Annotated in this window: 22 protein-coding genes; 6 read left to right on the top strand and 16 right to left on the bottom strand. The window is 46.7% G+C overall.

The annotated features are described in order from the left end of the window. Positions 1-16: 16 nt before the first annotated feature. The 11 genes from phnM to phnC form a co-directional block, all read right to left on the bottom strand. Entirely contained in the window at positions 17-1,153 is a 1,137-nt protein-coding gene (gene phnM, locus L4D79_RS02225) for an alpha-D-ribose 1-methylphosphonate 5-triphosphate diphosphatase (RefSeq protein WP_428646773.1), read from the bottom strand. A 22-nt stretch (positions 1,154-1,175) separates the two neighbouring features. Further along, positions 1,176-1,946: a phosphonate C-P lyase system protein PhnL gene (gene phnL, locus L4D79_RS02220; RefSeq protein ID WP_428646770.1), complete on the bottom strand. Its 771-nt coding sequence runs from the start codon at positions 1,944-1,946 to the stop codon at positions 1,176-1,178. Positions 1,947-1,955: 9 nt separating this feature from the next. After that, complete coding sequence (phnK, locus tag L4D79_RS02215; protein WP_428646768.1) at positions 1,956-2,774, bottom strand: phosphonate C-P lyase system protein PhnK; 819 nt, start codon at positions 2,772-2,774, stop codon at positions 1,956-1,958. A gap of 8 nt (positions 2,775-2,782) precedes the next feature. Next, positions 2,783-3,769: an alpha-D-ribose 1-methylphosphonate 5-phosphate C-P-lyase PhnJ gene (locus tag L4D79_RS02210; RefSeq protein ID WP_428646765.1), complete on the bottom strand. Its 987-nt coding sequence runs from the start codon at positions 3,767-3,769 to the stop codon at positions 2,783-2,785. Next, positions 3,770-4,906 carry a carbon-phosphorus lyase complex subunit gene (locus L4D79_RS02205; protein ID WP_428646763.1) on the bottom strand — a complete coding sequence of 379 codons (1,137 nt, stop codon included), beginning with the start codon at positions 4,904-4,906 and terminating at the stop codon, positions 3,770-3,772. It lies immediately after the preceding gene. After that, positions 4,906-5,505 (bottom strand): phosphonate C-P lyase system protein PhnH, encoded by a 600-nt coding sequence (gene phnH, locus L4D79_RS02200; RefSeq protein ID WP_428646760.1) that lies wholly within the window; start codon positions 5,503-5,505, stop codon positions 4,906-4,908. Before phnH ends, L4D79_RS02205 begins: the two co-directional genes overlap by 1 nt. Positions 5,506-5,534: 29 nt before the next feature. Further along, positions 5,535-5,993, bottom strand: coding sequence for a phosphonate C-P lyase system protein PhnG (gene phnG / locus L4D79_RS02195; RefSeq protein WP_428646757.1), 459 nt, complete (start codon positions 5,991-5,993; stop codon positions 5,535-5,537). Beyond that, positions 5,994-6,689, bottom strand: a complete 696-nt coding sequence (gene phnF / locus L4D79_RS02190; RefSeq protein ID WP_428646755.1) for a phosphonate metabolism transcriptional regulator PhnF — start codon at positions 6,687-6,689, stop codon at positions 5,994-5,996. 92 nt (positions 6,690-6,781) lie between these two features. Further along, positions 6,782-7,570: a phosphonate ABC transporter, permease protein PhnE gene (gene phnE / locus L4D79_RS02185; protein WP_428646752.1), complete on the bottom strand. Its 789-nt coding sequence runs from the start codon at positions 7,568-7,570 to the stop codon at positions 6,782-6,784. Between the two features lie 47 nt (positions 7,571-7,617). Continuing rightward, positions 7,618-8,649, bottom strand: a complete 1,032-nt coding sequence (gene phnD / locus L4D79_RS02180) for a phosphonate ABC transporter substrate-binding protein (protein ID WP_428646750.1) — start codon at positions 8,647-8,649, stop codon at positions 7,618-7,620. A gap of 17 nt (positions 8,650-8,666) precedes the next feature. Further along, on the bottom strand, positions 8,667-9,476 hold the full coding sequence (gene phnC / locus L4D79_RS02175) for a phosphonate ABC transporter ATP-binding protein (protein WP_428646747.1): 810 nt from the start codon (positions 9,474-9,476) through the stop codon (positions 8,667-8,669). A gap of 279 nt (positions 9,477-9,755) precedes the next feature. Here phnC and L4D79_RS02170 point away from each other — a divergent pair, with 279 nt between their 5' ends. Continuing rightward, positions 9,756-11,291: a winged helix-turn-helix domain-containing protein gene (locus L4D79_RS02170; protein ID WP_428646744.1), complete on the top strand. Its 1,536-nt coding sequence runs from the start codon at positions 9,756-9,758 to the stop codon at positions 11,289-11,291. Positions 11,292-11,508: 217 nt separating this feature from the next. Next, on the top strand, positions 11,509-11,985 hold the full coding sequence (locus L4D79_RS02165; RefSeq protein WP_428646741.1) for a hypothetical protein: 477 nt from the start codon (positions 11,509-11,511) through the stop codon (positions 11,983-11,985). Positions 11,986-12,135: 150 nt separating this feature from the next. Here the strand turns inward: L4D79_RS02165 and L4D79_RS02160 are convergent, their stop codons facing one another. Next, complete coding sequence (locus tag L4D79_RS02160; protein WP_428646738.1) at positions 12,136-13,311, bottom strand: MFS transporter; 1,176 nt, start codon at positions 13,309-13,311, stop codon at positions 12,136-12,138. Between the two features lie 64 nt (positions 13,312-13,375). Then, the gene (locus L4D79_RS02155; RefSeq protein WP_428646736.1) at positions 13,376-14,881 is read right to left on the bottom strand and encodes a Mur ligase family protein; all 1,506 of its coding nucleotides are present in this window, start codon (positions 14,879-14,881) and stop codon (positions 13,376-13,378) included. 132 nt (positions 14,882-15,013) lie between these two features. Here L4D79_RS02155 and L4D79_RS02150 point away from each other — a divergent pair, with 132 nt between their 5' ends. The 4 genes from L4D79_RS02150 to L4D79_RS02135 all read left to right on the top strand — a co-directional run bounded on the left by L4D79_RS02150 (position 15,014) and on the right by L4D79_RS02135 (position 18,487). Then, positions 15,014-15,949, top strand: a complete 936-nt coding sequence (locus L4D79_RS02150) for a LysR family transcriptional regulator (protein WP_428646733.1) — start codon at positions 15,014-15,016, stop codon at positions 15,947-15,949. A gap of 264 nt (positions 15,950-16,213) precedes the next feature. After that, complete coding sequence (locus L4D79_RS02145) at positions 16,214-17,023, top strand: hypothetical protein (RefSeq protein WP_428646730.1); 810 nt, start codon at positions 16,214-16,216, stop codon at positions 17,021-17,023. Positions 17,024-17,187: 164 nt separating this feature from the next. Further along, a complete protein-coding gene (locus L4D79_RS02140) occupies positions 17,188-18,156 on the top strand; it encodes a LysR family transcriptional regulator (RefSeq protein ID WP_428646727.1) in 969 nt (322 codons plus the stop codon). 127 nt (positions 18,157-18,283) lie between these two features. Continuing rightward, a complete protein-coding gene (locus L4D79_RS02135) occupies positions 18,284-18,487 on the top strand; it encodes a hypothetical protein (protein WP_428646724.1) in 204 nt (67 codons plus the stop codon). Positions 18,488-18,606: 119 nt separating this feature from the next. Here the strand turns inward: L4D79_RS02135 and L4D79_RS02130 are convergent, their stop codons facing one another. The 3 genes from L4D79_RS02130 to iolD are packed head-to-tail and all read right to left on the bottom strand — an operon-like array spanning position 18,607 to position 22,902. Further along, positions 18,607-20,115, bottom strand: a complete 1,509-nt coding sequence (locus L4D79_RS02130) for a CoA-acylating methylmalonate-semialdehyde dehydrogenase (protein WP_428646722.1) — start codon at positions 20,113-20,115, stop codon at positions 18,607-18,609. 16 nt (positions 20,116-20,131) lie between these two features. Further along, positions 20,132-21,040: a myo-inosose-2 dehydratase gene (gene iolE, locus L4D79_RS02125; protein ID WP_428646719.1), complete on the bottom strand. Its 909-nt coding sequence runs from the start codon at positions 21,038-21,040 to the stop codon at positions 20,132-20,134. A gap of 11 nt (positions 21,041-21,051) precedes the next feature. After that, positions 21,052-22,902 carry a 3D-(3,5/4)-trihydroxycyclohexane-1,2-dione acylhydrolase (decyclizing) gene (iolD, locus tag L4D79_RS02120; protein ID WP_428646717.1) on the bottom strand — a complete coding sequence of 617 codons (1,851 nt, stop codon included), beginning with the start codon at positions 22,900-22,902 and terminating at the stop codon, positions 21,052-21,054. Positions 22,903-22,905: the final 3 nt, after the last annotated feature.

The following is a 22,905-nucleotide window of genomic DNA, read 5'->3' as shown; positions in this document are numbered from 1 at the left end:
GGGTTCACTGTATTAATTAAAATACCTGCTTACCCTGACGCCAAACTCGAGTGACATAAGTGTGATCATGCAAATGGTGTGCAAGGAGTAAATCAGCGCGTTTACCTTCAGCAATAGCGCCTCGGTCATCAAGCTGGAGCGCCTCTGCAGGATGAATCGTTGCTAGCTTGGTCGCCTGTGGCAAATCCAAGTCATTGCGCTCGTCATCTGCCAGTTGGAAAAGTGCATCCAACAGGCTTCCCGGGTAGTAGTCTGATGACAGAATATCCAGCACGCCCAGACTTGCCAATTCATGGGCAGCCACGTTACCTGAGTGCGATCCGCCACGGACAACATTCGGCGCGCCCATCATGACCTTCAAACTCAGGTCATGAGAAGCCTTGGCGGCTTCAACTGTGGTTGGGAACTCTGCAATCACCATGCCCAAGTCTTTTGATTCCTGAACATGCACAAGCGTGGCATCATCATGGCTTGCCATCGGAATATTTCGCTCACGGCATTGACGGGTGATTTCAGCACGATTAGGCGTAGACCACTGCTGAGAACGGGCTACCTGCTCTTTCTCAAAGGCGAACATCTGCTCGTCACTGAACTTATATTTACCCTGATAATACTCACGATACTTTTGTACATTCACAAATTGACGCTGGCCCGGTGCGTGATCCATCAAAGAAACCAAATGTACCTCAGGCAGATTGGCATAGCGCTCAAACATGCCAACGGTTGTTTCATGCGGCACCTCGCAGCGCAAGTGCAGGAAATGCTCGGCACGGTTAACACCGCGCTTCTGGCTTTCAACGACAGTATCAATTAAGTGATCCAAGTTTTCCTGACGACGCCCCCCTTCACGGTAATCACCAAGGGCAACAGCATCGAGCACTGTGGTAATTCCTGAGCCTATTAATTGGGCATCATGGGCACTCATTGCAGAAAATGGTGGCCAATCGACTTTCGGGCGCGGGGTGAAATACTTTTCCAAGTTATCGGTATGAAGCTCAATCAAACCCGGCATCAACCAACCATTTTCGCCATCATACGCCTGAGGCAGCTGGCTAAGCGTGTCTGACATCGACTTGATAACACCCTTTTCCAGTTCGACCGACCCTTTTACGATTTCGTCTTCAAGGACCATATGTACGTTGGTAATAATCACATTTTTTTTCCTCATCCCTGAACTAGGCAACTTGTTCTGCTACTGTATGAATGCCAGCTGTTTGGTTTATACCAACAATCTGATCAGGCTCTTGCCCAGCACTCTCTGTCGGTTTCATTTCATATAGGCGATCGGCGACTTGTGCCCTCACCTCTTCATCATGGAAAATACCAACGACAGCAGCCCCGCGGGACTTGGCTTCTTCAATCAGGCTCACGACAACCGCACTATTGGTGGCATCTAGCGACGCCGTTGGCTCATCGAGCAGCAACACCGGATAGTCAACGATAAAACCTCTGGCAATATTGACCCGCTGCTGTTCACCGCCGGAGAACGTCGCCGGTGCCAGGTGCCATAAGTGCGCTGGCACATTCAAGCGACGGAGCAACTCACTGGCTTTACGTTCCGCTTCTTCGCGGCAGCCGCCAGTCTCCAGCATTGGCTGCATTACCACTTCGAGTGCGCTAATTCTTGGAATAACACGCAGGAACTGACTTACCCATCCCACGGTATCGCGGCGTACATTCAAAATCTCACGCGGTGATGCACTAACAAGGTCAATCCACTGATCACGGTGACAGACTTCGATGGAGCCAGAATCAACCAGGTAGTTAGCATACAAAGCACGAAGTAAAGTTGACTTTCCCGATCCAGAGTGACCGTGCAGCACCACACATTCTCCCTGTTCAACACTCATTGAAGCACTTTGCAACACTGGCAGCTCAATACCATTTTGATTATGCAAAACGAAGGTTTTGCTAACATTACAGACTTTCAACATTGGCTTGTTCATGTTCTTTCCTTAGTTTTGCAATACCGATGAGACCAATAGCTGGGTATATGGATGCTGAGGGTCGTCCAGCACCTGATCGGTCAAGCCTGTTTCAACCACATGGCTCTGTTTCATCACCATCAAACGATGAGCCAGCAAACGAGCAACGGCCAAATCATGAGTCACAATAACCACAGCCAGTTCCAGTTCTGTTACCAAACGGCGCAGAAGATCAAGCAGCTTCGCCTGCACCGAAACATCCAAGCCACCGGTTGGCTCGTCCATAAAGATCAACTTAGGGTGAGTGACCAAGTTACGGGCGATCTGCAAGCGCTGCTGCATACCGCCGGAAAATGTTGTTGGCATATCATCAATACGCTCAGACGGGATTTCTACATCTCCTAGCCACTTATCCGCTTGTTCACGGATTTCACCATAGTGACTGTTGCCTACAGCCATCAACCGCTCACCGATATTACCGCCAGCCGACACGCGTCCGCGTAGGCCATCCATAGGGTGCTGGTGTACCACACCCCATTCAGTACGCAGTAAATGACGGCGCTGGCTTTCTGCCATCGCATAAAGATCTTCAATCTGAGCGAGCTGCTGGTCAGCTTTACCTCGTAAATACAGCACCTCACCGTTATCCGGCTGCAAACGTCCTGAAATTGCTTTTAGCAGGGTGCTTTTGCCTGATCCTGACTCGCCAACAATACCTAACACTTCACCGGGGAAAAGCTCAAACGATACATCCGTAAACCCTTTGCCCGGCGCATAGAGCTTGGTCAGGTTCTGTACCGACAGTAGCGGTTGTTCTTTAAGGTTTGTCATATCTATCATCATATTCATCGCACTGCCTATTGCGCATCCATTACATCTGCGGCTGGTGATTGTTCAGGGGTCGTTCCGATTGATTGAACGCTATTCGTTAAAACAGGGCTTTTTTCAACCTGCTGACGACAGTAATCGGTGTCTGAGCAGACAAAGATACGACTGCCCTCGTCATCAATAACGACTTCATCCAAGAAGGTATCGGTTGAACCACAAATGCTGCATGGCTCATCCCATTTCTGTACTTCAAATGGATGGTCATCGAAATCCAGGCTATGGACTTTGGTATACGGTGGAATGGCATAGATACGCTTTTCACGACCGGCACCAAATAGCTGCAACGCGGCCATATTGTCCATTTTCGGGTTATCAAACTTAGGGATTGGTGAGGGATCCATGATGTAACGGTCATTAACCCGTACTGGGTACGCGTAGGCGGTAGCGATGTGACCAAAGCGCGCAATATCTTCGTACAATTTGACATGCATGATGCCGTACTCTTGCAATGCATGCATTTTGCGCGTTTCTGTTTCTCGCGGTTCGATAAATCGTAATGGCTCCGGAATCGGCACCTGATAAATCAAAATCTGATCATTTTTCAAAGCCACTTCAGGAATACGGTGGCGTGTTTGGATAATAGACGCTTCCGTTGTTGCCTCCGTGGTATTCGCCTGCGCGACAGTCTTGAAGAACTCGCGAATAGACACAGCATTGGTGGTATCGTCAGCCCCCTGGTCAATCACTTTAAGGGTGTCGTCCTGACCAATGATTGTCGCGGTCAACTGCACACCACCGGTTCCCCAGCCGTAGGGCATTGGCATCTCACGGCCACCGAATGGTACCTGATAACCCGGGATAGCAACGGCTTTCAACAGCGCACGGCGGATCATGCGTTTTGTCTGCTCGTCTAGATAACCATAGTTATAACCGTGGTTATGATCTTCAAGGGTTTGGCTTTCAAGGTTTAGGCTATCAAGGTTAGCGCTTTCATGATTATTGATTGCTTGTGACATTTACTTGCCCTCACCGTCTACGTACTGTGTTGCCATCATTTCATCGTGTTCATGGTGCATCTTGCGCAGAAGCTCTAATTCGGATTGGAAATCAACGTAGTGCGGAAGTTTAAGATGAGAGACAAATCCAGCAGCCTCAACGTTATCTGCATGGGCCAAGACGAACTCTTCATCCTGCGCCGGACCATCGACGGGTTCGCCGTATTTCGCACCTTGAAGCGCACGGTCAACTAACGCCATCGACATCGCTTTACGCTCGGTAAAACCAAACGTTAGTCCGTAGCCACGAGTCAGTTTCGGTTTTTGCTGTTTATTGCCAATAAAGCCATTAATCATCTGGCATTCGGTTAGCTCCAGCTCACCAATATCGATATCAAAACTGTCGGCTCCTGTAGACAACTCCTCCACGTTAAGTGACAGGGTCACCCTTCCTGAGCGGATTTCACCAGCAAATGGGTGGTTACGGCCATAGCCACGTTGGGTCGAGTAACCAAGTGCCAACAAGAAACCCTCATCCCCACGCGCAAGTTGCTGAAGACGCGCGGAGCGATCGCAAGGGAAATTAACGGGCTCCATGGTGACATCGTCGGGTTGTTCCCCCTTATCTTCCTCGGGCACCATCAAATCTAATTTTTCAAGAATCCCAAGCACCTGTGGACACGTTTCATTGGCAGTCGTATTCGCGGTATGTGCAGTACCCTCCTGTGACTGGCTCTCAGGAGCCTCACCTTCAGCCAAAAGGCTAAAATCCAGTAAACGATGCGTATAGTCGTAAGTGGGTCCTAGTAACTGACCACCTGGTAAATCTTTGTAGGTCGCGGAAATACGGCGTTCAATGCGCATATCCGAAGTATTCACTGGCTCCAGTACTGCCAAGCGTGGCAAGGTTGTACGGTATGCACGTAATAAAAAGATCGCTTCGACCAAGTCGCCACTCGCTTGTTTAATCGCTAGTGCGGCGAGTTCCTTATCGTAAATCCCGCCCTCGGTCATCACACGGTCTACAGAGCCCGCAAGCTGTTCACTGATTTGTGCAACCTCTAGTTCAGGAAAATCTGTATTACCGCGACGCTTTTGTGCCTGAAGCTGGTGTGCGGCGTTTATGGCTTTTTCGCCGCCTTTAACTGCAACGTACATTACATCGCCTCCACTGACGTTGAGCGTGGAACTGCCACCACCTGCTCACCTGAAACAAAGATATAATCCAAACCCAACGGGAATATTTCACCCTGCGCCAATAGCTTATTTTTCAGCACTGCGGGTAGGTTACCGAGTCGAATATGCTGCTCACCTTGAATACCCGGGCCACTCAGCTTGAAACGTTGGCCTGAAGATAAGCTATCTGTTTCGATCACCACCGTCGTGCTGCGATCCGGGTATTCTTCATTACCGGCATTGAATACAAGGTCTTCGACGTTAAGCGCTGGCAAGTCGGACTTGGCAATCGCTGCAAAAGACGCTTTTTCAGGTGCTGCATTGATGGATGCACCAGTATGAAAGTGGATGTTTTGAGTGGCAGCACTATCTTGTGAAAACGCCTGCGACATCCACAGCGATGTACTGTTATCCGCTAATGCCAACAACACTTGGCTAGTTGCCGGCATCATTGACCCAAAACCATTACAACGGTCAAGTTCTACCAGGGTGCCCGGTTCAGACATGGCTTTAAGTAGGCGTCTGAAACAAAACTGACTGTCGTGTACTGCATCAGTAAAAGCCGAGGTAATATGGCTCATCGTATTTCTCCTTTATCAATGACCTTGGCTTAATCTTCACCACGAACCATGGTGAAAAAGTCCACTTTGCTGCTGGCAACCTGTTGCTGGCGCGCCTCTCTTTCCGCATCTTTATCAGCCGCTAAAGGGGAGATAATGTGTGTGAAAATAGCCTCGTGGTAATAGTCTGTCTGGAGCAATCCATCCAAGACTGCCGCTAACTCAGCATGCTGTTTGTTTCGCCCCTGAAGGTAGCTGTGCCCCATTTCACCGCTAGCAAGTTGGACCGCTGCACGGGTAATGGTGACATCACCAATATTGAATTGACGACCGGTGCTCCCCATTCTGGCTCGCACTTGGGCAAGGCCAATTTCTGCCGGACGGATAATCTGATAATCCGGTGCTAGACCATATTGAGTTTGGCTTTGCTGCCAAAGGGCTGAGAGTTTTTCAAAACTGGCCTGGGCCAGTACAGACATCCAATATTTTCTGTTTTCCGTGGTGTCCATTTAGTGCTCCATGACTAATTCAATGACATCGGAACGGGTATTTGAACTCGAATATTCAGCTACAATTTCCGTGCCTTTGATGACATTAGTGGTACGTATTTTTAATAACGGGATGCTGCTATTTATTTGCAATAGCCGACAATATTCCGTGTTAGGTATTTGGGCGCGAAGCCGAGTGCTTTTACGCTCTAATTCGACACCCAATTCTTTGTTAATAAAATTATGCAGAGAGCCAGATTTAAAGTGTTTAATCACTGGCCACCAGCTACAGTCAGGCAAATAATGATCAATCACGGTACGTGGAACACCATCCAACTTCCGGTAAGTTCGTAAATGGATAATTTTACTTTCCGGCTCACAATCTAGTCTCTCAGCCAACCGTTCACTGGCGACTATAGTGCGTGACTGCAGAACTTCACACCGAGGCAGAGAGCCCTGTTCAAGAAGGTTTCCTGTAAAATGGGCACCTGCATGAAGGTAGTAATCTGCCGGCTGACTTAACACCATGTTGCCTTTTCCTTGATGGCGTAAAATCAACCCGGCTGTTACCAACTCATCAATCGCTCTTCTCACCGTATGGCGATTTACTTGAAAGTACTGAGCCAATTGTGATTCGGACGGTAAATAGTCGCCTGCCTGATATTTATGACGTAAGTCATCTTCCAATTCCTTGGCAATTTTCTGATAGACAGGCATATCCATTTCCTTAAATTTTGGGTTATCTAGTTTTCAGTTATCTAGACATGTAAACCGAAAATTTTTATTCCGTGATTAAATCAATATTTCAATTAAATGAATTTCTTGCGAATTACCTGAGATACAAAATCAATAATGCTTACAGTGAGAATAACAATCAGCATAATGGCTGCGGTTTGTTGCATCTGAAACCCAGAGATTGATTGCCACAACAGTACCCCGATACCACCAGCACCCACCATGCCGACGACGGTCGCAGAGCGGATATTCGACTCAAGGCGGTAAAGCGAATATGAAATCCATAACGGCATTACCTGCGGTATTACGCCATACAGAATCACTTCCAGTGGGTTCGCCCCCGTCGCTTTAACCCCTTCAATCGGCCCCGGTTCAATCGCTTCCACCGCTTCGGCAAACAGCTTTGCCAACACACCTGTAGTATGAATGAACAGCGCCATCACACCGGCAAAGGGGCCCAAGCCAACCACCACCACAAACAGCATGGCAAAAACCATCTCGTTGATAGCACGAAGTCCGTCCATCAAGCGTCTTATCGGGAACGTCACCCAAGATGGCATCAGGTTTTCAGCACTCAAAATACCGAAAGGGATTGCCAGGACAATTGAGAGCAGTGTTCCCCAAATTCCAATCTGGATGGTGACCAGCATTTCACTGAAATACAGTTCGACATCAGTAAAATCAGGTGGGAAGAAATCCTTCAGCAACTGCACCATATTTTCCGGGTGCTCAAGGAACATCATCGGCGCCATTTCAGCACCTCGCCAGGCCCACATTAAGATGCTAAGAAAGATAACCGCAATGACTGCATTTTTAATCGACAGCTTCGATGGCGGCATCAAATGTTGAGTATCGGTGTGCATTGTTTAATCCTTTTACAGCAGGGGCGTTCCCCTGCCCTCATCCGTTATTAGCCCTGAGCTTGCTCAGAATCCATGTCACTCGTTTGACTGACATTCAGCGCTTCGATTTCAGAAGCCAAAGAGTCCAGTTCCGCTTGGTATTGGGCAATACGCTCTTTCTTCACTTTATCGCTCAAGCGAGGGTTATCTTGGGTTTCGACCAACCCCTTATAAGCTTCCATCTGGCGAATTGGCAGCAACTGATTATTATCTGCTGGTGCAAACCCCGACCATGCCAATAACTTGAGGTTGTCCAGTTGCTGTGGGTTATCTTCCCCATAAGCGAGGAAAAAGTTACGGGCCTTAGATTTAATATCTGCTGGAATGTCTTTACGCCAAGTAATGACGTCAGACGGGATCAGATCTGACTGCCAGACCACTTTTAACTTGCTAAAAAGGGCGGGATTGCTTTTCTCAAGGCGCGTCAGGTTCATGGTGTGGTTTGTTGCCACATCTACCTGCTTATTCGCAACAGCCATTGCATTCGCGCCGTGGCTGGCAACAATGGTGCGCTTGAAGTCATTGGCTGAAATATGGTTTTGGGCGAAGGCGTAGTAATTCGGTACCAAGAACCCCGAGGTGGAATTTGGCTCACCGTTGCCCAACATCAGCTCTTTACGGTTATCAATCACATCTTGCAGAGTGTTGATGTCATCATTGTCACTGTTGACCAGCAGTACGCTGTAATAGCCTTGGGTACCGTCTTCATCGATGTAGCGGGCAAATATCTCTGCATTGGCACGGTCCACTGCTTCCATCGCGGATTTATTGCCAAAGTAAGCAAAGTCGACTTTCTTAAAGCGCATCCCCTGAATAATGCCTGCGTAATCTGGTGCAAAGTAAGCATTAACCTTAATGCCTAACTCTTCACTCAAGTCTTCCAGCATCGGCTCCCAGCGCTGTTTAAGGTTTTGCTGTGCATCCGTCGCGATAATGCCAAAGTTAATTTCTTTCATGGTTTCAGCAACGCTAGTGAGCGGTGAAAGCAAACCAGCCGCTAATGCGATTGAGCAACCAAATTTCTTGATAGAAGTAAACATGATCTTTCCCTGTGCAGTTAGAATGAAGGCGCTAGTTCAGCACCAACAGGCTGGAGTTCTGTCTGTGGCTTTTCAGCGGTATAGAGCGCTTTGAGTTTCTGCTCGCTCAGCCCGGTCGCCGCTCCCTGATAGAAAACTGCCCCTTCGCGCAGTGCTATGATCTGCTCACAGTATTTCAAGGCATGATCAACCTGATGTAGGGTTACAATGACCGGAATGCCTTCTTTTTGATTAATATCCTCAAGAAGCTCCATCACGATACGTGATGATTCCGGGTCCAGTGAGGCAATAGGCTCATCGGCAAAGATAATTTTGGCCTGTTGCATCAGGGCACGGGCAATTGCCACACGTTGCTGCTGACCACCAGATAGCGTGGAGACACGTTGATGGGCAAACTGCTCCATACCGACACGCTGAAGTGCCTGTAACGCTCGAAGTTTTTGCTCTGCGGTGAATGTGCCAGTTAGAGTCCGCCACTTTGACGTTTCACTCAGCGCGCCAATAAGTACATTGGTCAGTACACTCAAGCGGTTTACTAAATTGAACTGTTGAAAAATATAACCAGCCTGTGCGCGGCGCTGGCGGATCTGCTTACTGGCTTTACCCTGTGCTTGAACGGTTTGTCCAAGCACTTTTATTTCCGAATCTGCGTCTTTGTCTGATACAACCAAACCACTAAGGTGGCGCATTAACGTTGACTTACCTGAGCCTGATGGGCCCAACAGTGCCGTCATCGAGCGCTCTTTAATGGCTAGGTTAATCCCTTTCAGTGCCTGCTTGTTACCGAAAGTCTTATTGATATTGCTGATGCTTATGATGGTATCCATGTCCGTCATCTCATGTCCGATTCGAGGTACAGAGTGCGGGTAAAATATGAATGTTTTATTGATTGGAAATGTCAGCAATATGACGGGTGAGAGCAACAACTAGCTTGTTGTTGTGTGGAAAGTTCATAATAATCAATAAACAACATTAGAAATTAGCCATCAACCGGACAACTTGTCTAGATAACACCGTCAAGAAAGGTTCATCAAAGGCAGATACTTGCTTCCACCTTTCAAACCCTCTAGTCTAGCAGGGTTAATATTATTCATTGTTGTAAGCCCATGACTGCCAAGCTCTGTTTTCTTATTCACCACGAACCTCAGATCCTTTTCACCCCAAGCCATAACCAGATCACTATTGAGAATGAAGAGATACATCTCGAGCCACTGCAGTCAAAACTTCTGAGCTATTTCATAGAGCAGAACGGCACAGTCGTTAATGCTCGCCAGATCGCCGACAGCGTATGGCAACGCAGTCATGTCTCTGACAATTTAGTTCGCCAAGTGATCAGCTTGCTACGTAGCCAACTGAAAGATAAATCCCGGCCATATTCGATAATCAAAACCATCCCTAAACAGGGCTACCTGTTTGATCTGCCAGTCTCCGAGGTAAATCAGACTAAGGTAGATGCTGTAGAAACAAGTCATGCAGAGGTAACTACTGCAGGCATTAATACAGGACAAGCCAAAACCGAAGAGACCCAGACCGTGGATGCCCAGATCGAAAAGGTGAAGACTGCAAAAGCTGGCATTTACGTAAGCAGTAAAAAGAAACGGCTTGCGCTTATCCTCTCTGGAATATTGGTTTTAAGTGGTGTTGGGCTGGGCGGTAGCTATGTCTGGCAGCAAACTCGACCTTTTGTAGAGGCTTCAGACATTACACAAGAAAAACAGATCACACCGGTCTTCCTGCATTCAGTACAGCTAGATACAGAGCAGGATTATGAAATGTCACAGAGTGTTTATAACTATCTTTTCTATGGATTAAATTCCGCGAAAACCATTTCAGGCTATCACTTTTCACAATTAACGCCTGAAGCGAAAACTGCCCTTAACAAAAAAGGGGTTGAACTAAAGAGCTGGATTAAGCATAACGGTAACAGCTATATATTAACTGTCATTGTGCAACACCCGCAGCAACCCGAGCTAAACCATAAGATTGAAAAGCAGTTTAATGAAACTAACTTCTTTAATGAAATTGGTGACGTTGTTCTAGAATTAAAAACCCTAATATCACCCAATGATCCTGGCTACGAGATAGCTAATCACCGTATTACCTCAATTTCAGATTACAATGATTGGAAAATTATCTCTGCGGGTATATCCCTTTTCTATCAAGGAAAAGGTAATATCGCTCTCGACTCTGTCGCCAAACAGCTTGAAATAATAAAAGAGCAAGGCCGTGAGAATTACTTAGTCAATTCACTGCTGTCCTATAAAGCATCATTACGATTTTTACAGAACGGAAGCCAAGCTGACAAAGAAATTGCACTCCAACTCGCTAACGAAGCTTTTGAAATGAATCCCCGATGCGATATTGCTAATTTAACTTTAGGTTTGGCATTACTACTAAATGGACGTAATGACCAAGCTTTCCCTTATCTTTTCTACGCAGCAGAAAGTACGCCAAGCCCAATCAGTTTTTACTTACTGAGCGTTGTAGATGCGCAATCACAAAATCCTCGTGGCGCGGCTTACCATTATCAATGCTACAGTGACATGAAAAAAGAAGTAAACGGTCAACTCTTTGATCTTATGGAACCTTTGCAAAAAACAAACCTTTTCCAAACCCAAGATCCTGCCCAAATACCTAACTAGTCTGACCGAAGCGACACCTAAGTCCAGTTCATCACTGAAGCCCTTGCGACATAAGGGCTTGGCTTGTTTTCACATACCCCACCTCCCCTCAAGAAACACTGCGATAACTTTGATTTTTGTTTGTTCATCGGTGAATTTGCCTTGCATCAACACTTGAACAATGCATTCTTCCCATAATCTGTCCATCCAAAGCACTTTGCATTCTTGAGGTAACATCATGTTAAAAAAAATGGCCTATCAAATAATCCCACTACAAATTTTCTTGTTTGTATTTTGGTTCAAAAATGGCTTTATCGATAAAGTAATGGGTGTACTATTAGGTGCAATTACACCAGAAACAGCCTATTCAGGCGATACATGGGCAGGTTGGAAAGGCTATATTGTGGGTACATGGGATAAAAGCCAAGTAGGTCATGTATTTTTAAGTCCAACGTTTGATTTTATGTTCCCCGTTTTGATCCTGTTACAATGCGTACCATTTATCTTAATTATTCGCTCAGTATTAAATGGCGAGTTCATGGCAAACAAAGAGCGCCCATGGCTATTCTACTCTGCAGTCTCATCACTGTTTGTTGCAGGTTGTATGGCGTTCACCCAAACACTTTCTGGCGCAAGTGACGGCCAATATTTGTGGCAATTCATGGGCTTTAGCATGATTGCAATCATGTATATTCGCCATGAGCAGGCAAAATAATTAATTTTTAGTAAATTATTCTTAGTAATTTATACAGCCTTCAACTAATTTATTAAGCAATATCTAATAGTTATCAATACCAGTAGGCCACTTGGAACTACATATTCAATGTCATATTCAAGCGGCCTACTTTTTCCATTAAAGAGAAAATTACTCTTCTCTCGGAAACCATAGGTATACAGCGAAGAGACTACAAAGACAAAGGGCCCCCATTATCCAATAAGCAGCAGACAAACCCAGCATCACCGCGCTCCACCCTGCAAGTAAGTATGTAAACAGCCACCACAAGTGAGTCAATGAAAAATGAGCGGCAAAAAAGGCAGTCGCATCTTCTTCTTGGCAAGAACGAGTGATCAATACACCTGCGGGGGTTTGGATAAACGACATACCAGCGCCAAACAGCAAACACACCCAAATGAACCCATACCAGCCCGGTAATTGCGCTGCAATCAAAAACGCACAAACGATCATGGCGCTACCGAGCAACATAAACCCTCGTAGTTTTCTCCCTTCTAACCATTTCGGTAATTTCAACGCGACAAGCATTGAGCCTCCCCCGACTACCGCGATTGCTAATGCAGTATCTTGATCGCCACCCGCTAAAATTTGGTTTACGTAAACCACGGTATTTACAATCACCATCGCACTGGCAGCCGACGCTCCAAGATAGCCTAGCCACAGCGCCCTTAACCTTGGCGTTGATAAATAGGCTTGCAAACCGTACTTCAGTTGATCAAGAGGACCACGTTCCCGAGGAACAACTTTGATTATTGGGAACACACAAACCATGAGTAAAATGGCCGACAGCAAAAATGTAAATGCATTCAGAATGAACAGCTGCCTAAAACCTAATACTACCAGCAACGCAGCGGTCAGTAGTGGGCTGACAATTTGTTCTAGATCGTACGCTAAGCGGCTAAACGATAACGCTCTTACATACTGATTTTCATCCGGCAATACAGCTGGTAACGTTGCTTGGTACAATGGTGTAAAACCCGCCGAGCATGCATTGATACAAAAAACTAGTACATAGATTTGCCAAGTTTCGGTCACAAACGGCAGGAACAAAATAAAAACAGCGCGTACCAAGTCCAGCGTTATCATTGCCTTTTTTCTTGGCAGTTTATGTGCGATAGCCCCAAATGCTGGAGCCAGCCCAACATACGCAACCATTTTAAGGGCAAACGCAATACCGAGCACGGCACTGGCATCATCCCCTGCGATATCCCAAGCGAGCAGTGCTAAAGTTAACGTACTGATCCCTGTACCGATAAGGGAAACAACCTGAGCCGACAACAACTTAAGATAAGTTGAGTTTTTGCGCATAGGCAATGTTTCCGTTTGAGGTATAGCCGTCATATTTACTCTCGCCCTGTTTGCAGGTTGGCTTTTATTTCACCATTAAATCAGCAGGCTCTTCGGTTTCTAGCTGGCTCGATACTATTAGTAACCCCATATTTTCAGCGGCTACATTTAACGCCTCCAAGTCCCCTAAATAAGGTTCAGCTTCATTTTTGTTGAGGCTGATATACTGATATTTCTCATGCCCTTTACCACAAAGTAACAATACATCACCGGATTGCAGCTCTTCTATTGCCACTTTTATCGCTGTCAGCCTATCTTCAACACAAGTGACCGCGGCACTAGACTCTGAAGGTAAGTGACTGATTAAGGCACTAAACAATGCATCTTGACTCACTCCCAACGGATTATCGGTTGTCAGCACTAATCGGTCTGATTGGTTGAAGCAAAGCTGTCCAATCTCTGGCGCATCTGCCAGTCGCTCACCAGTTACACCGATAACTGTCACGACTCTGCCAGTGTTATGTTCACTGACATTACGGTACAAATTAGTCAGGCTATCGTAATTATGGGCATAGTCGAGGATAACGGTTGCACCATTGCTAAGAGGATAAACTTCGCTTCTTCCCGGTGCAGGTTGCATGGCATTAAACAACGCCAACACGTCGTTAATATCCATCCCTAGCGCCAACAATGAGGCAATCACTGCTAGGCTATTTTCGATGTTAAATCGGAACGGCAGGTTTGATAACAATCGATGCTTTTCACCTTGGTATAGCAAGGTAAATTCGCTGCCACTGCAGGTTGAATGTATCTGCGAGGCATAAAGGTCGGCTTGATCGTCTGCACAGCTGAAAGAAATGACGTCACAACGGCTTCGGCAGCGTTCCATCACCGAAAGTGCCTGTTCGTCATCTAGGTTCACAATCGCGACACCGCCGGGCTTGAGTCGGTCTATCAAGCGCAGTTTTGCCTGAATATAGTCTTCACGGTGCTTATGATAATCAAGGTGATCCGTGCCAATATTGGTAATTATCACTGTATCAAAATCAATATGGGTCACCCTGTCTTGTGACAGTGCATGGCTGCTAACTTCCATGACATGATGAGAAACTCCCGATTTTTCCATGGCATGAAATAGATTCAGCAGTGTAATCGCATCGGGCGTCGTGTTATCCAGCGGGTAATAGACCTTATCGAATGAACTACCGAGCGTACCGGTATAGGCTGACTGGCCTATCAGGTTCAACAATTGATTAAGGCAATATGCGACCGTCGTTTTGCCATTAGTGCCCGTCACCCCAATGTGCTTAATTTTATCTTGTGGGTATGAATGATACTGGTTGATGAGACTTACTGAGGTGCTGTGGCTTGGCGTCACCATGCAAGGTACCGACAACTCCAATGGTCGATTAGCAATGACGCCGCAAGCACCACGCTCAATCGCATCCTCTGCTGATAAGTGGCTGTCCCAAGTCAACCCTTGGCGACAAACAAACACATCACCGGGGTTAACCTTTTGGCTATGGGTTTTGAATTCCGTTACAGGCAGTGACGCTAATGTCGCTAATAATTTTCGGTGGCTACTGTTCATGGCTCATCTCACCCTTAGGGGCATATTGCATAATTGTTGTTAAATCTCAACGATTCGTCGAAACCTGTAATCAATACTGATATCTTATCGCCATTAAGGATATCAACGAAATCGAATGGGCTGATTTAAGTTATGAGTGGTATTAATTGGAAAGGTGTCGATCTCAACCTGCTACTAACCTTTGAAGCAATCATGGTTTGCCGAAGTGTGTCAGGAGCTTCTGAACGCCTCCATCTAGGGCAACCAGCTACCAGTTACAACTTAAAACGTCTGCGCAGCTTATTAGGCGATCCGCTTTTCGAACGTCAAGGCAACGCAATGGTGCCAACACAAAGGGCCATCGAGCTATCACCCAAAATCTCAAGCGTATTGTCGATTATCCGCGAAGACATCCTTCTCCCTACTATTTTTGAGCCCGAAGAATACCACGACAAATTTATTATTGGCCTTTCTGACTACGCAGAACAGGTATTTGGCCCTGCCCTTTTTGACCAACTGCTTATCGATTGTCCAAACTGCCAGATTTTATTCAAAGCCATCGATCCCTCTAACTGTGAATCGGCGCTTGAATCCGGTGACATTGACTTGGCCATTGGAGTATTCAAAATCCTTCCGGACACACTATTACGTACATTCCTCTATCGTGAGCGGCATGTCTGTCTGTTTGATAACGCAGTGTTACAAGTTAAAGTCCCAATCACTCTTAATGACTACCTGTCGACACCCCAAATGGTGATCACAGCTGACCGAGAGTTAACCACGCCGGTAGATATCACACTCGCAGACATGAATAAGAAGAGAAAAGTCGTACTGGGGTCAACCCGCTTTCTCACCTTGAGGCATATGCTAATGGGCCGACGCCTTCTCTGTGTCATGGCAGAGTTGGTTGGTCGTTCGGCCCCAGAAAGTGACAAGGTTACGATTTGTGAGGCTCCTATCCCTATTCCTGACTTTGATATTGAAATGATCAGCCGTCGCCGTGACAGTGATCACCCAAAACAAAAATGGCTTACAGAGCAGGTCGTTTCGATCATTCAGCAAAAAGTAGAAAAATTAATGAAAGGATAAGCTGTAGATTTAAAACAAGTTTTACACCTAGGCATAACCATTAAAAGAATATTGTTTTATTTATCCAAGACTCCAATAAAACAATATTCTTTTATACTCTAATCAGCAGTGCTAATCATAGATATCAACGAGAGTAATTATCCCGAACCCAATAAAACATTGTATAAATACACCATAGTTCGTATCCAAGTAACTTCAATAGCTTGGGTATATATAAAAACCAATGCCTGCTTAAGTGGTAGGTCATCATTATGGTGAAATGAAATGAAAAAACTCTCTGCAATCCTCGCCGTCGCATTGCTAGCTGGTTGTAACTCATCAAGTAACTCTACTGATGACAAAACAATGCCACCAGCAAATCACCTGCCTGAAATTGAAGTCCCAGAAAAGCCGCAACCTCAACTGCCACCTGCTCACCTACCTGATGGTGATATGTCGCCTGATCGCCCAATGCCGGATAACTGGTATCAAGAAGTGTCTGATCGCTTCGGCATGACGGTTGCTGCTCTTCACAAAGCGTGTAGCTTTGAAGGTGATCACCTGCAATACGAAGTATTTTCTGGCTGTAATTGGCAAAATGACACACTGACAATCACCTACTATGCCGCGAAAAACACCGGTGACAATGATCCAGGTGATAGCAGCACCAATTTTGAACACAATTTCACGTGGGTAGTCAATGATGCCAACATCGCTGCTGGTAAAATTTGGCCGCAAGCCAATCATCTTTCAACAGGGCTAGAAGGTAAACAGCTGCACATTGAGCATGGCGAGGCATTGTATGCACTCAACTTCTGTAAAGAAAGCGAGTGTGCTGACGGGGGGGATTCTGACAGGATTATACATCCGCTAGCCATCATTTCGGATAATCACCATGTTTACTCTGACGGTTCACCACTTGACGATGGTAACTCAGACTTTGTAATGGACTCTTACCGTACGGTTGAAAGGCTGTTTTTCATCGTTAACTTTACCGATAACGACACCGGATTTGTCCACCAGAGGCCATTGATGATGGATGAAGCCTACCCAGCTATCATCTACGATGTACTTAGCCCAGTATTCGGTTACTAACCCAATATACCCAAGTTACCTCAAGGTGCAGGATTCAAAAGGGGGAGCGTGCTCCCCCTGACCCCTTGAGTTGACTACGCCACATTTCCCCCTTCTCCAATCAAACATCTTCCTCCTTCACTTCCTGTTTCTCAGTCTACTGATATACTTAAGGAAAATTTGATATGGACTATTCGATGACACACCGTGATGCCAACAGCTTAGATTTAAATATGCTTAAGCTATTTGTGGTGCTATACCAAGAAAAAAATATGCGTAAAGCTGCAACTCGACTTCATGTTAGTCAGCCAGCTGTCAGTCATTCGTTAAAGAAACTTCGTGAACACTTTGATGATCAACTTTTTGTTAAGGTCCCAAAGGGCTTAGAACCCACTCCCTTAGCTCATCAAATTGCGGAGGTCGCCATTTCATACATAGAAGGATTAACCAGAGAATTAAACAGCCTGACTGAGTTTGACCCCAAGCACATCAATCAAACGGTTCGTATCGCTATTGCTGCACCGATATTGACCTGTGTAACGGGAAGCTTGCATCGGAAGATTAAAGAACAAGCCCCAAACATACAACTTGAAATAGTGACCTGGACCCACCAAACACCGCATGACTTAGAACAAAACAAAGTCATGCTTGCTATCAACTACAGCGAAATACCGCACTCGAAGCAGATATACAGCAAAAAGCTGGTTGATTTCAGCCCTACTGTCATTTTCAGAAAAGATCACCCTCTAGCGTCCAAGGAACTTGAACTCTCAGATTTTGGTAAGTTCGAGCTGGCCTCGTTAATTATCCCTGGCTGGAATGACGAGTTTGTTTACGCTGTTGAAAGGCTAAAGCAATATGGTGTCAATGCAAAAGTCGGTATTCGCTCAGAAGTACTGCTCGCATTAATCGATATTATCAGTAAAACCGATATGTATATCTCTCACAATACCTTGTTTCCAATACAGCACTTTCCACACCTTAAAATGAAGTCTGTCGCGTCACTGGTAGCTGCTGAAGACTATCAATTTAGCATAAATAGCTACTATCATATAAAAGATCGTCATAGTAACCTGGTAAATTGGCTTTGCGGGCTTATAAAAGAAGGCTTACAGGAACAAATGGATACTTCAGCTTGCTATTGCGATCAATAAGATGAAAGCAATGAGCGAAACATGATAAAGCTCACCCTTTAATCAATCTAATCTCTATAGATTGTTTCTAAGCTACTGCTTTTACACTATGTTTATAAAGTGATAGAAACGGATGGAGTAAATTAGAATGCCGCTGTTAGCCTGCCCACTTTGCGAAAAGTCAATTTCAAAACGTGCCCACACTTGCCCAAACTGTGGCGAACCAGATCCATTTCGCTACTACAGCCGGAAAAGTTGGATTGAGCGGATTATATGGACAATCGTCATCGCTATTATTGTTATCTATAGCTGGGTAGAATTACTGCCAATGGTCATTGAAGCACTTCGCTAACTTTAGGGCCCTAGAATGAAGAGCCCCGAGTAACGTTGTGGCGTTGCATATTTTATCCATAAAAAAACCAGACTTCCTTTTCGGTAAGCCTGGATTTTCATCTTTAAATCAAACCCTTTTTACATCGTCGGCATGACAAAGCTGCTGCTATGCTGCTCTAGTCGAACGCTGGCAGGCCAACGACTCGTGACTGTCTTCATACGGGTATAGAAGCGAACACCATCGTTACCGTGGACGTTCAGCGGGCCGAAGACTGAACGTTTCCAGCCACCGAAGCTATGGAATGCCATAGGAACTGGAATTGGCACGTTTACCCCTACCATTCCTGCCAGTACATCTTCACTGAACTGACGAGCTGTTTCACCATCACGGGTAAAGATAGCGGTGCCATTACCATATTCATGACGGTTAATTAGTTCCAGGCCGGTCTGGTAATCAGGTACGCGTACTATCGCCAACACAGGGCCGAAGATCTCTTCTTGATAGATCGTCATTTCTGGTGACACATTGTCAAACAATGTTGGACCGACGAAGAAACCATTTTCATGGCCTTCAATGCGAATATCACGGCCATCAACAGCTAGTGAAGCCCCTTGCTCTACACCTGAAGTGATGTAGTCACAGATCTTCTGTTTGTGCTGAGCTGAAATAACCGGTCCCATGTCATTTTCAGGGCCTTCAACCACACCAGGGCCAACCTTCATCACATCAATTTGTGACTTCAGTTTATCGATAAGTTGCTCAGCCGTTTCATCGCCCACAGCAACCACGACCGACAAAGCCATACAACGTTCACCTGCTGCACCATAGGCTGCCCCCATGATAGCGCTTGTCGCCATATCTAAATCCGCATCTGGCATCAGGATACAATGGTTCTTCGCACCTCCAAGTGCTTGGCAGCGCTTACCGTGTGCAGACGCCGTTGAGTATATATATTCAGCAATAGGAGTCGAGCCAACAAAGCTCACTGCTTGAACGCGTGGGTCAGTCAGCAATACATCAACCGACTCTTTGTCACCATTAACAACGTTGAACACGCCATCTGGCAAGCCTGCTTCTTTTAGCAGCTCAGCAATAACCAACCCGAGTGAAGGATCTTTTTCTGATGGTTTCAGTACGAATGTATTACCCGTAGCCAATGCAATCGGGAACATCCACATCGGTACCATTGCCGGGAAATTAAATGGGGTAATACCTGCACACACGCCTAATGGCTGCATTAACGAATGGCTATCGACACCCGTTCCCACGTTTGCTGAGTGCTCACCTTTTTGCAAATGCGGAATACCACAGGCAAACTCAACCACTTCAAGGCCACGGGTTACCTCACCTACAGCGTCTGAATAGACTTTACCGTGCTCGTTAGAAATTATACGGGCAAGCTTGTCCATGTTCTGCTCTAGTAGCGCTTTGAAATTGAACATGACACGGGCACGTTTTAGCGGTGAGGTTTTCGCCCAAGCTGGGAATGCTTTGTCAGCAGCAGCGATGGCTTCAGCGGTTTCAGCCGCCGAGCTGAGTACTACCTGGCGGGTTTGTTCACCTGTTGCCGGATTAAATACCGGAGCAAAGCGCTGGCTGTGACTTTCGCTAATTTGGCCCTGAATAAAGTTCTGAACTGTTTCCATTTTTTTGCTCCTGTAATTACTCTTGGCCTTCGCCATTCAATAGCCCGGCCTTGCGAGCAAATTTTTGTAAATTATTAAAACCTAATGTCGCGTACGTCATTGGATGAGCAATGGCTGGGTCCTGCTCCGCTTCAACTACACACCAACCTTGATAATTCGCTTTCTTCAGTTGCTCGAACACTGCTGGGTAATTCACACAGCCATCACCCGGCACTGTGAAAACACCATCTAAAACCGCATCTAGGAAACTGGTATTTCGATTCTTCACGTCGGCCAGTACATCAGCACGGACATCTTTGGTGTGAACATGGTTAATGCGGTGAGCCCAGCGCGTTGCTACCAATACAGGATCGGCGCCTGCGAAAGTCAGATGGCCAGTATCGAGCAGTAAGCCCACCTCATCTGTGGTGTACTCCATCAAGTTATCGATATCTTCAGCAGTTTCGATAACCGTCCCCATGTGGTGGTGGTAAGCAACTTCGACACCCTGACTCTTGGTGTACTTGGCAAACTCGCTAAGTTTCTTGCCATACTCTTGCCATTTGTCAGCGGGAAATTTAGGGCGTAAGCGTACCGGCGTGTCTTGCTGGCCATGAATACAATCAGTTACTTCTGCAAATACCATTACCTTGGCACCCAACTCGCGCAGTAGCGTTAAGTGAGGCTGAACCGCTTCAATCTCTTCCTCTACTGAACGGGTAAGCAATTCGCCGGAGTACCAGCCAGAGACCAGCTTGAGGTCATGGTTGACAAGGATCGGCCCCAGCACACTGGCTTCGCGCGGAAACTTATTTCCGAGCTCAAAGCCTGCAAAACCGGCCTGCCGCCCTTCCGTCAAACACGTCTCAAGCGGTGTTTCTGCCCCCAGTGATGGCAAGTCATCGTTGGTCCAAGTCAGTGGGTTGATACCTAGTTGAACAGTCATTTTGATTCTCCTTAAATAACTTGCTGTTGTTTGGCGATTTCATACCGTGTTCTGGCTGCACGAACTTGTTCACGTTCAGACACTTCCGGCACCGCAACTTCCCACCATGATCCACCCGATTCAGTCGTACTGAGTGGGTCGGTATCTAAGGTGATGACATAGGTAGATGCTGCTTGCTTAGCTCGCACCAAGGCTTGTTCAAGCTCTGCAATATTGGCGACTTTTTCTGCCTGAGCCCCAAGCGAACGAGCATGGCCAGCAAAGTCAGTTTTTGGTGCGCCTTCTTCAACAGTGTTACAGTCTTTGAGCAAGTTATTGAAACCAGCGCCTCCACAGGCATGCTGAAGACGGTTGATACAGCCATAACCACGGTTGTCCAAGACCACCAGCACTAACTTGTGCCCTAGCATGACCGAGGTGGATATTTCAGAATTCAGCATCAGGTATGAACCATCACCGATCATGACAAAGACTTCGGAATCGGGCTTCGCCATTTTCACCCCAAGACCACCTGCGATCTCATAGCCCATACAAGAGAAGCCATATTCCAAGTGGTAACCTTTGTCATAACGTGTTCGCCATAACTTATGCAGCTCGCCAGGCAGGCCGCCAGCCGCACAGACAACAATGTCTTTTTCGCCAGCAGCCCGGTTAACCGCACCGATCACTTCTGCATCGGTCGGTAAATCCGTTTCGCGATCAGTCATGGCAATAGAGACGGTTTCATTCCACTCCTGACGAAGTGTCTCTGCCTTATCTTTCCAACCAGCAGTCACCTGCCAGTCAGCTAATGCTTGCGTTAATACAGGCAGTGTCACCTTAGCGTCAGCCACCAACGGCATTCCGTAATGCTTAGTCGCATCAAAGCCGTTGACGTTCAGCGACACTATCTTGGCATCTGCCTTGAATAAGGCCCTTGAGCTTGAGGTAAAATCTTGCAATCGACTTCCTACCGCAATGATCACGTCAGCTTCCGCAGCCATCTTATTTACTGCTGCCGAGCCGGTTACACCGATGGAACCAAGGTTGGATTCGTGATCCCACGGTAAGGCGCCCTTACCTGCTTGGGTTTCACCCACAGGCAATTGGTAGGTTTCAACAAACTCACGGAATTGTTCCACAGCCCCAGAGTAATGGATCCCGCCACCGGCAATAACCAATGGCTGTTTAGCTTGCTTAATCAACGCAATGACTTCAGCCAACTCCTGCTCGTCCGCACCTGGACGGCGCACACGGTGGATTTTCTCGTTGAAGAAATGCAGCGGGTAATCAAAGGCCATGGTTTGGACATCTTGCGGAATAGCGATGGTTGCTGGGCCGCACTCAACAGGGTCTGTCAGTACACGCATTGCTTGTGGCAAGCTATTCAATAACTGTTCTGGACGAGTAATTCGGTCAAAGAAACGGCTTACTGGCTTGAAACAATCGTTCGGCGTAATTGTGGCATCGCTCCAGTCTTCAACTTGCTGTAGCACTGGATCCGGTTCGCGAGTAGCAAATGTATCACCCGGCAAGAGCAGAACAGGCAAGCGGTTAACATGGGCCAGCGCTGCCGCCGTCACCATATTCAATGCCCCCGGCCCTACCGATGTGGTAGCAGCCATCATACGTTGACGGTTGTTGGCCTTGGCAAACGCAATCGCACTGTGTGCCATTGCCTGCTCGTTATGGGCACGGTAGGTCGGCAGTGTCTCATTGACGTGGTAAAGCGCTTCACCTAGCCCGGCAACATTGCCGTGGCCAAAGATGGCAAACACACCGGCAAACATGGATTGGATTTCACCATCAACGTCCACTTTTTGTGCCTGCAAGTATTTCACCAATGCCTGAGCCATTGTCAGGCGTACTGTATTAACACTCATGGT

This window comes from Photobacterium satsumensis (genome assembly GCF_050336935.1).
Taxonomy (GTDB): Bacteria; Pseudomonadota; Gammaproteobacteria; order Enterobacterales; family Vibrionaceae; genus Photobacterium; species Photobacterium satsumensis.
This window is presented reverse-complemented; position numbering and strand designations above follow the sequence as displayed.

Excerpts from the sequence above, each read along its gene's own strand:
- iolE (WP_428646719.1), bottom strand. The coding sequence starts at position 21,040 with ATGACTGTTCAACTAGGTATCAACCCACTGACTTGGACCAACGATGAC.
- L4D79_RS02155 (WP_428646736.1), bottom strand. The coding sequence starts at position 14,881 with ATGAACAGTAGCCACCGAAAATTATTAGCGACATTAGCGTCACTGCCT.
- phnE (WP_428646752.1), bottom strand. The coding sequence starts at position 7,570 with ATGCACACCGATACTCAACATTTGATGCCGCCATCGAAGCTGTCGATT.
- L4D79_RS02210 (WP_428646765.1), bottom strand. The coding sequence starts at position 3,769 with ATGTCACAAGCAATCAATAATCATGAAAGCGCTAACCTTGATAGCCTA.
- L4D79_RS02130 (WP_428646722.1), bottom strand. The coding sequence starts at position 20,115 with ATGGAAACAGTTCAGAACTTTATTCAGGGCCAAATTAGCGAAAGTCAC.
- phnC (WP_428646747.1), bottom strand. The coding sequence starts at position 9,476 with ATGGATACCATCATAAGCATCAGCAATATCAATAAGACTTTCGGTAAC.
- phnD (WP_428646750.1), bottom strand. The coding sequence starts at position 8,649 with ATGTTTACTTCTATCAAGAAATTTGGTTGCTCAATCGCATTAGCGGCT.
- L4D79_RS02205 (WP_428646763.1), bottom strand. The coding sequence starts at position 4,906 with ATGTACGTTGCAGTTAAAGGCGGCGAAAAAGCCATAAACGCCGCACAC.
- phnL (WP_428646770.1), bottom strand. The coding sequence starts at position 1,946 with ATGAACAAGCCAATGTTGAAAGTCTGTAATGTTAGCAAAACCTTCGTT.
- L4D79_RS02135 (WP_428646724.1), top strand. The coding sequence starts at position 18,284 with ATGCCGCTGTTAGCCTGCCCACTTTGCGAAAAGTCAATTTCAAAACGT.
- iolD (WP_428646717.1), bottom strand. The coding sequence starts at position 22,902 with ATGAGTGTTAATACAGTACGCCTGACAATGGCTCAGGCATTGGTGAAA.
- L4D79_RS02145 (WP_428646730.1), top strand. The coding sequence starts at position 16,214 with ATGAAAAAACTCTCTGCAATCCTCGCCGTCGCATTGCTAGCTGGTTGT.
- phnK (WP_428646768.1), bottom strand. The coding sequence starts at position 2,774 with ATGAATATGATGATAGATATGACAAACCTTAAAGAACAACCGCTACTG.
- phnF (WP_428646755.1), bottom strand. The coding sequence starts at position 6,689 with ATGCCTGTCTATCAGAAAATTGCCAAGGAATTGGAAGATGACTTACGT.
- L4D79_RS02170 (WP_428646744.1), top strand. The coding sequence starts at position 9,756 with ATGACTGCCAAGCTCTGTTTTCTTATTCACCACGAACCTCAGATCCTT.
- phnG (WP_428646757.1), bottom strand. The coding sequence starts at position 5,993 with ATGGACACCACGGAAAACAGAAAATATTGGATGTCTGTACTGGCCCAG.
- phnH (WP_428646760.1), bottom strand. The coding sequence starts at position 5,505 with ATGAGCCATATTACCTCGGCTTTTACTGATGCAGTACACGACAGTCAG.
- L4D79_RS02165 (WP_428646741.1), top strand. The coding sequence starts at position 11,509 with ATGTTAAAAAAAATGGCCTATCAAATAATCCCACTACAAATTTTCTTG.
- L4D79_RS02150 (WP_428646733.1), top strand. The coding sequence starts at position 15,014 with ATGAGTGGTATTAATTGGAAAGGTGTCGATCTCAACCTGCTACTAACC.
- L4D79_RS02140 (WP_428646727.1), top strand. The coding sequence starts at position 17,188 with ATGGACTATTCGATGACACACCGTGATGCCAACAGCTTAGATTTAAAT.
- L4D79_RS02160 (WP_428646738.1), bottom strand. The coding sequence starts at position 13,311 with ATGCGCAAAAACTCAACTTATCTTAAGTTGTTGTCGGCTCAGGTTGTT.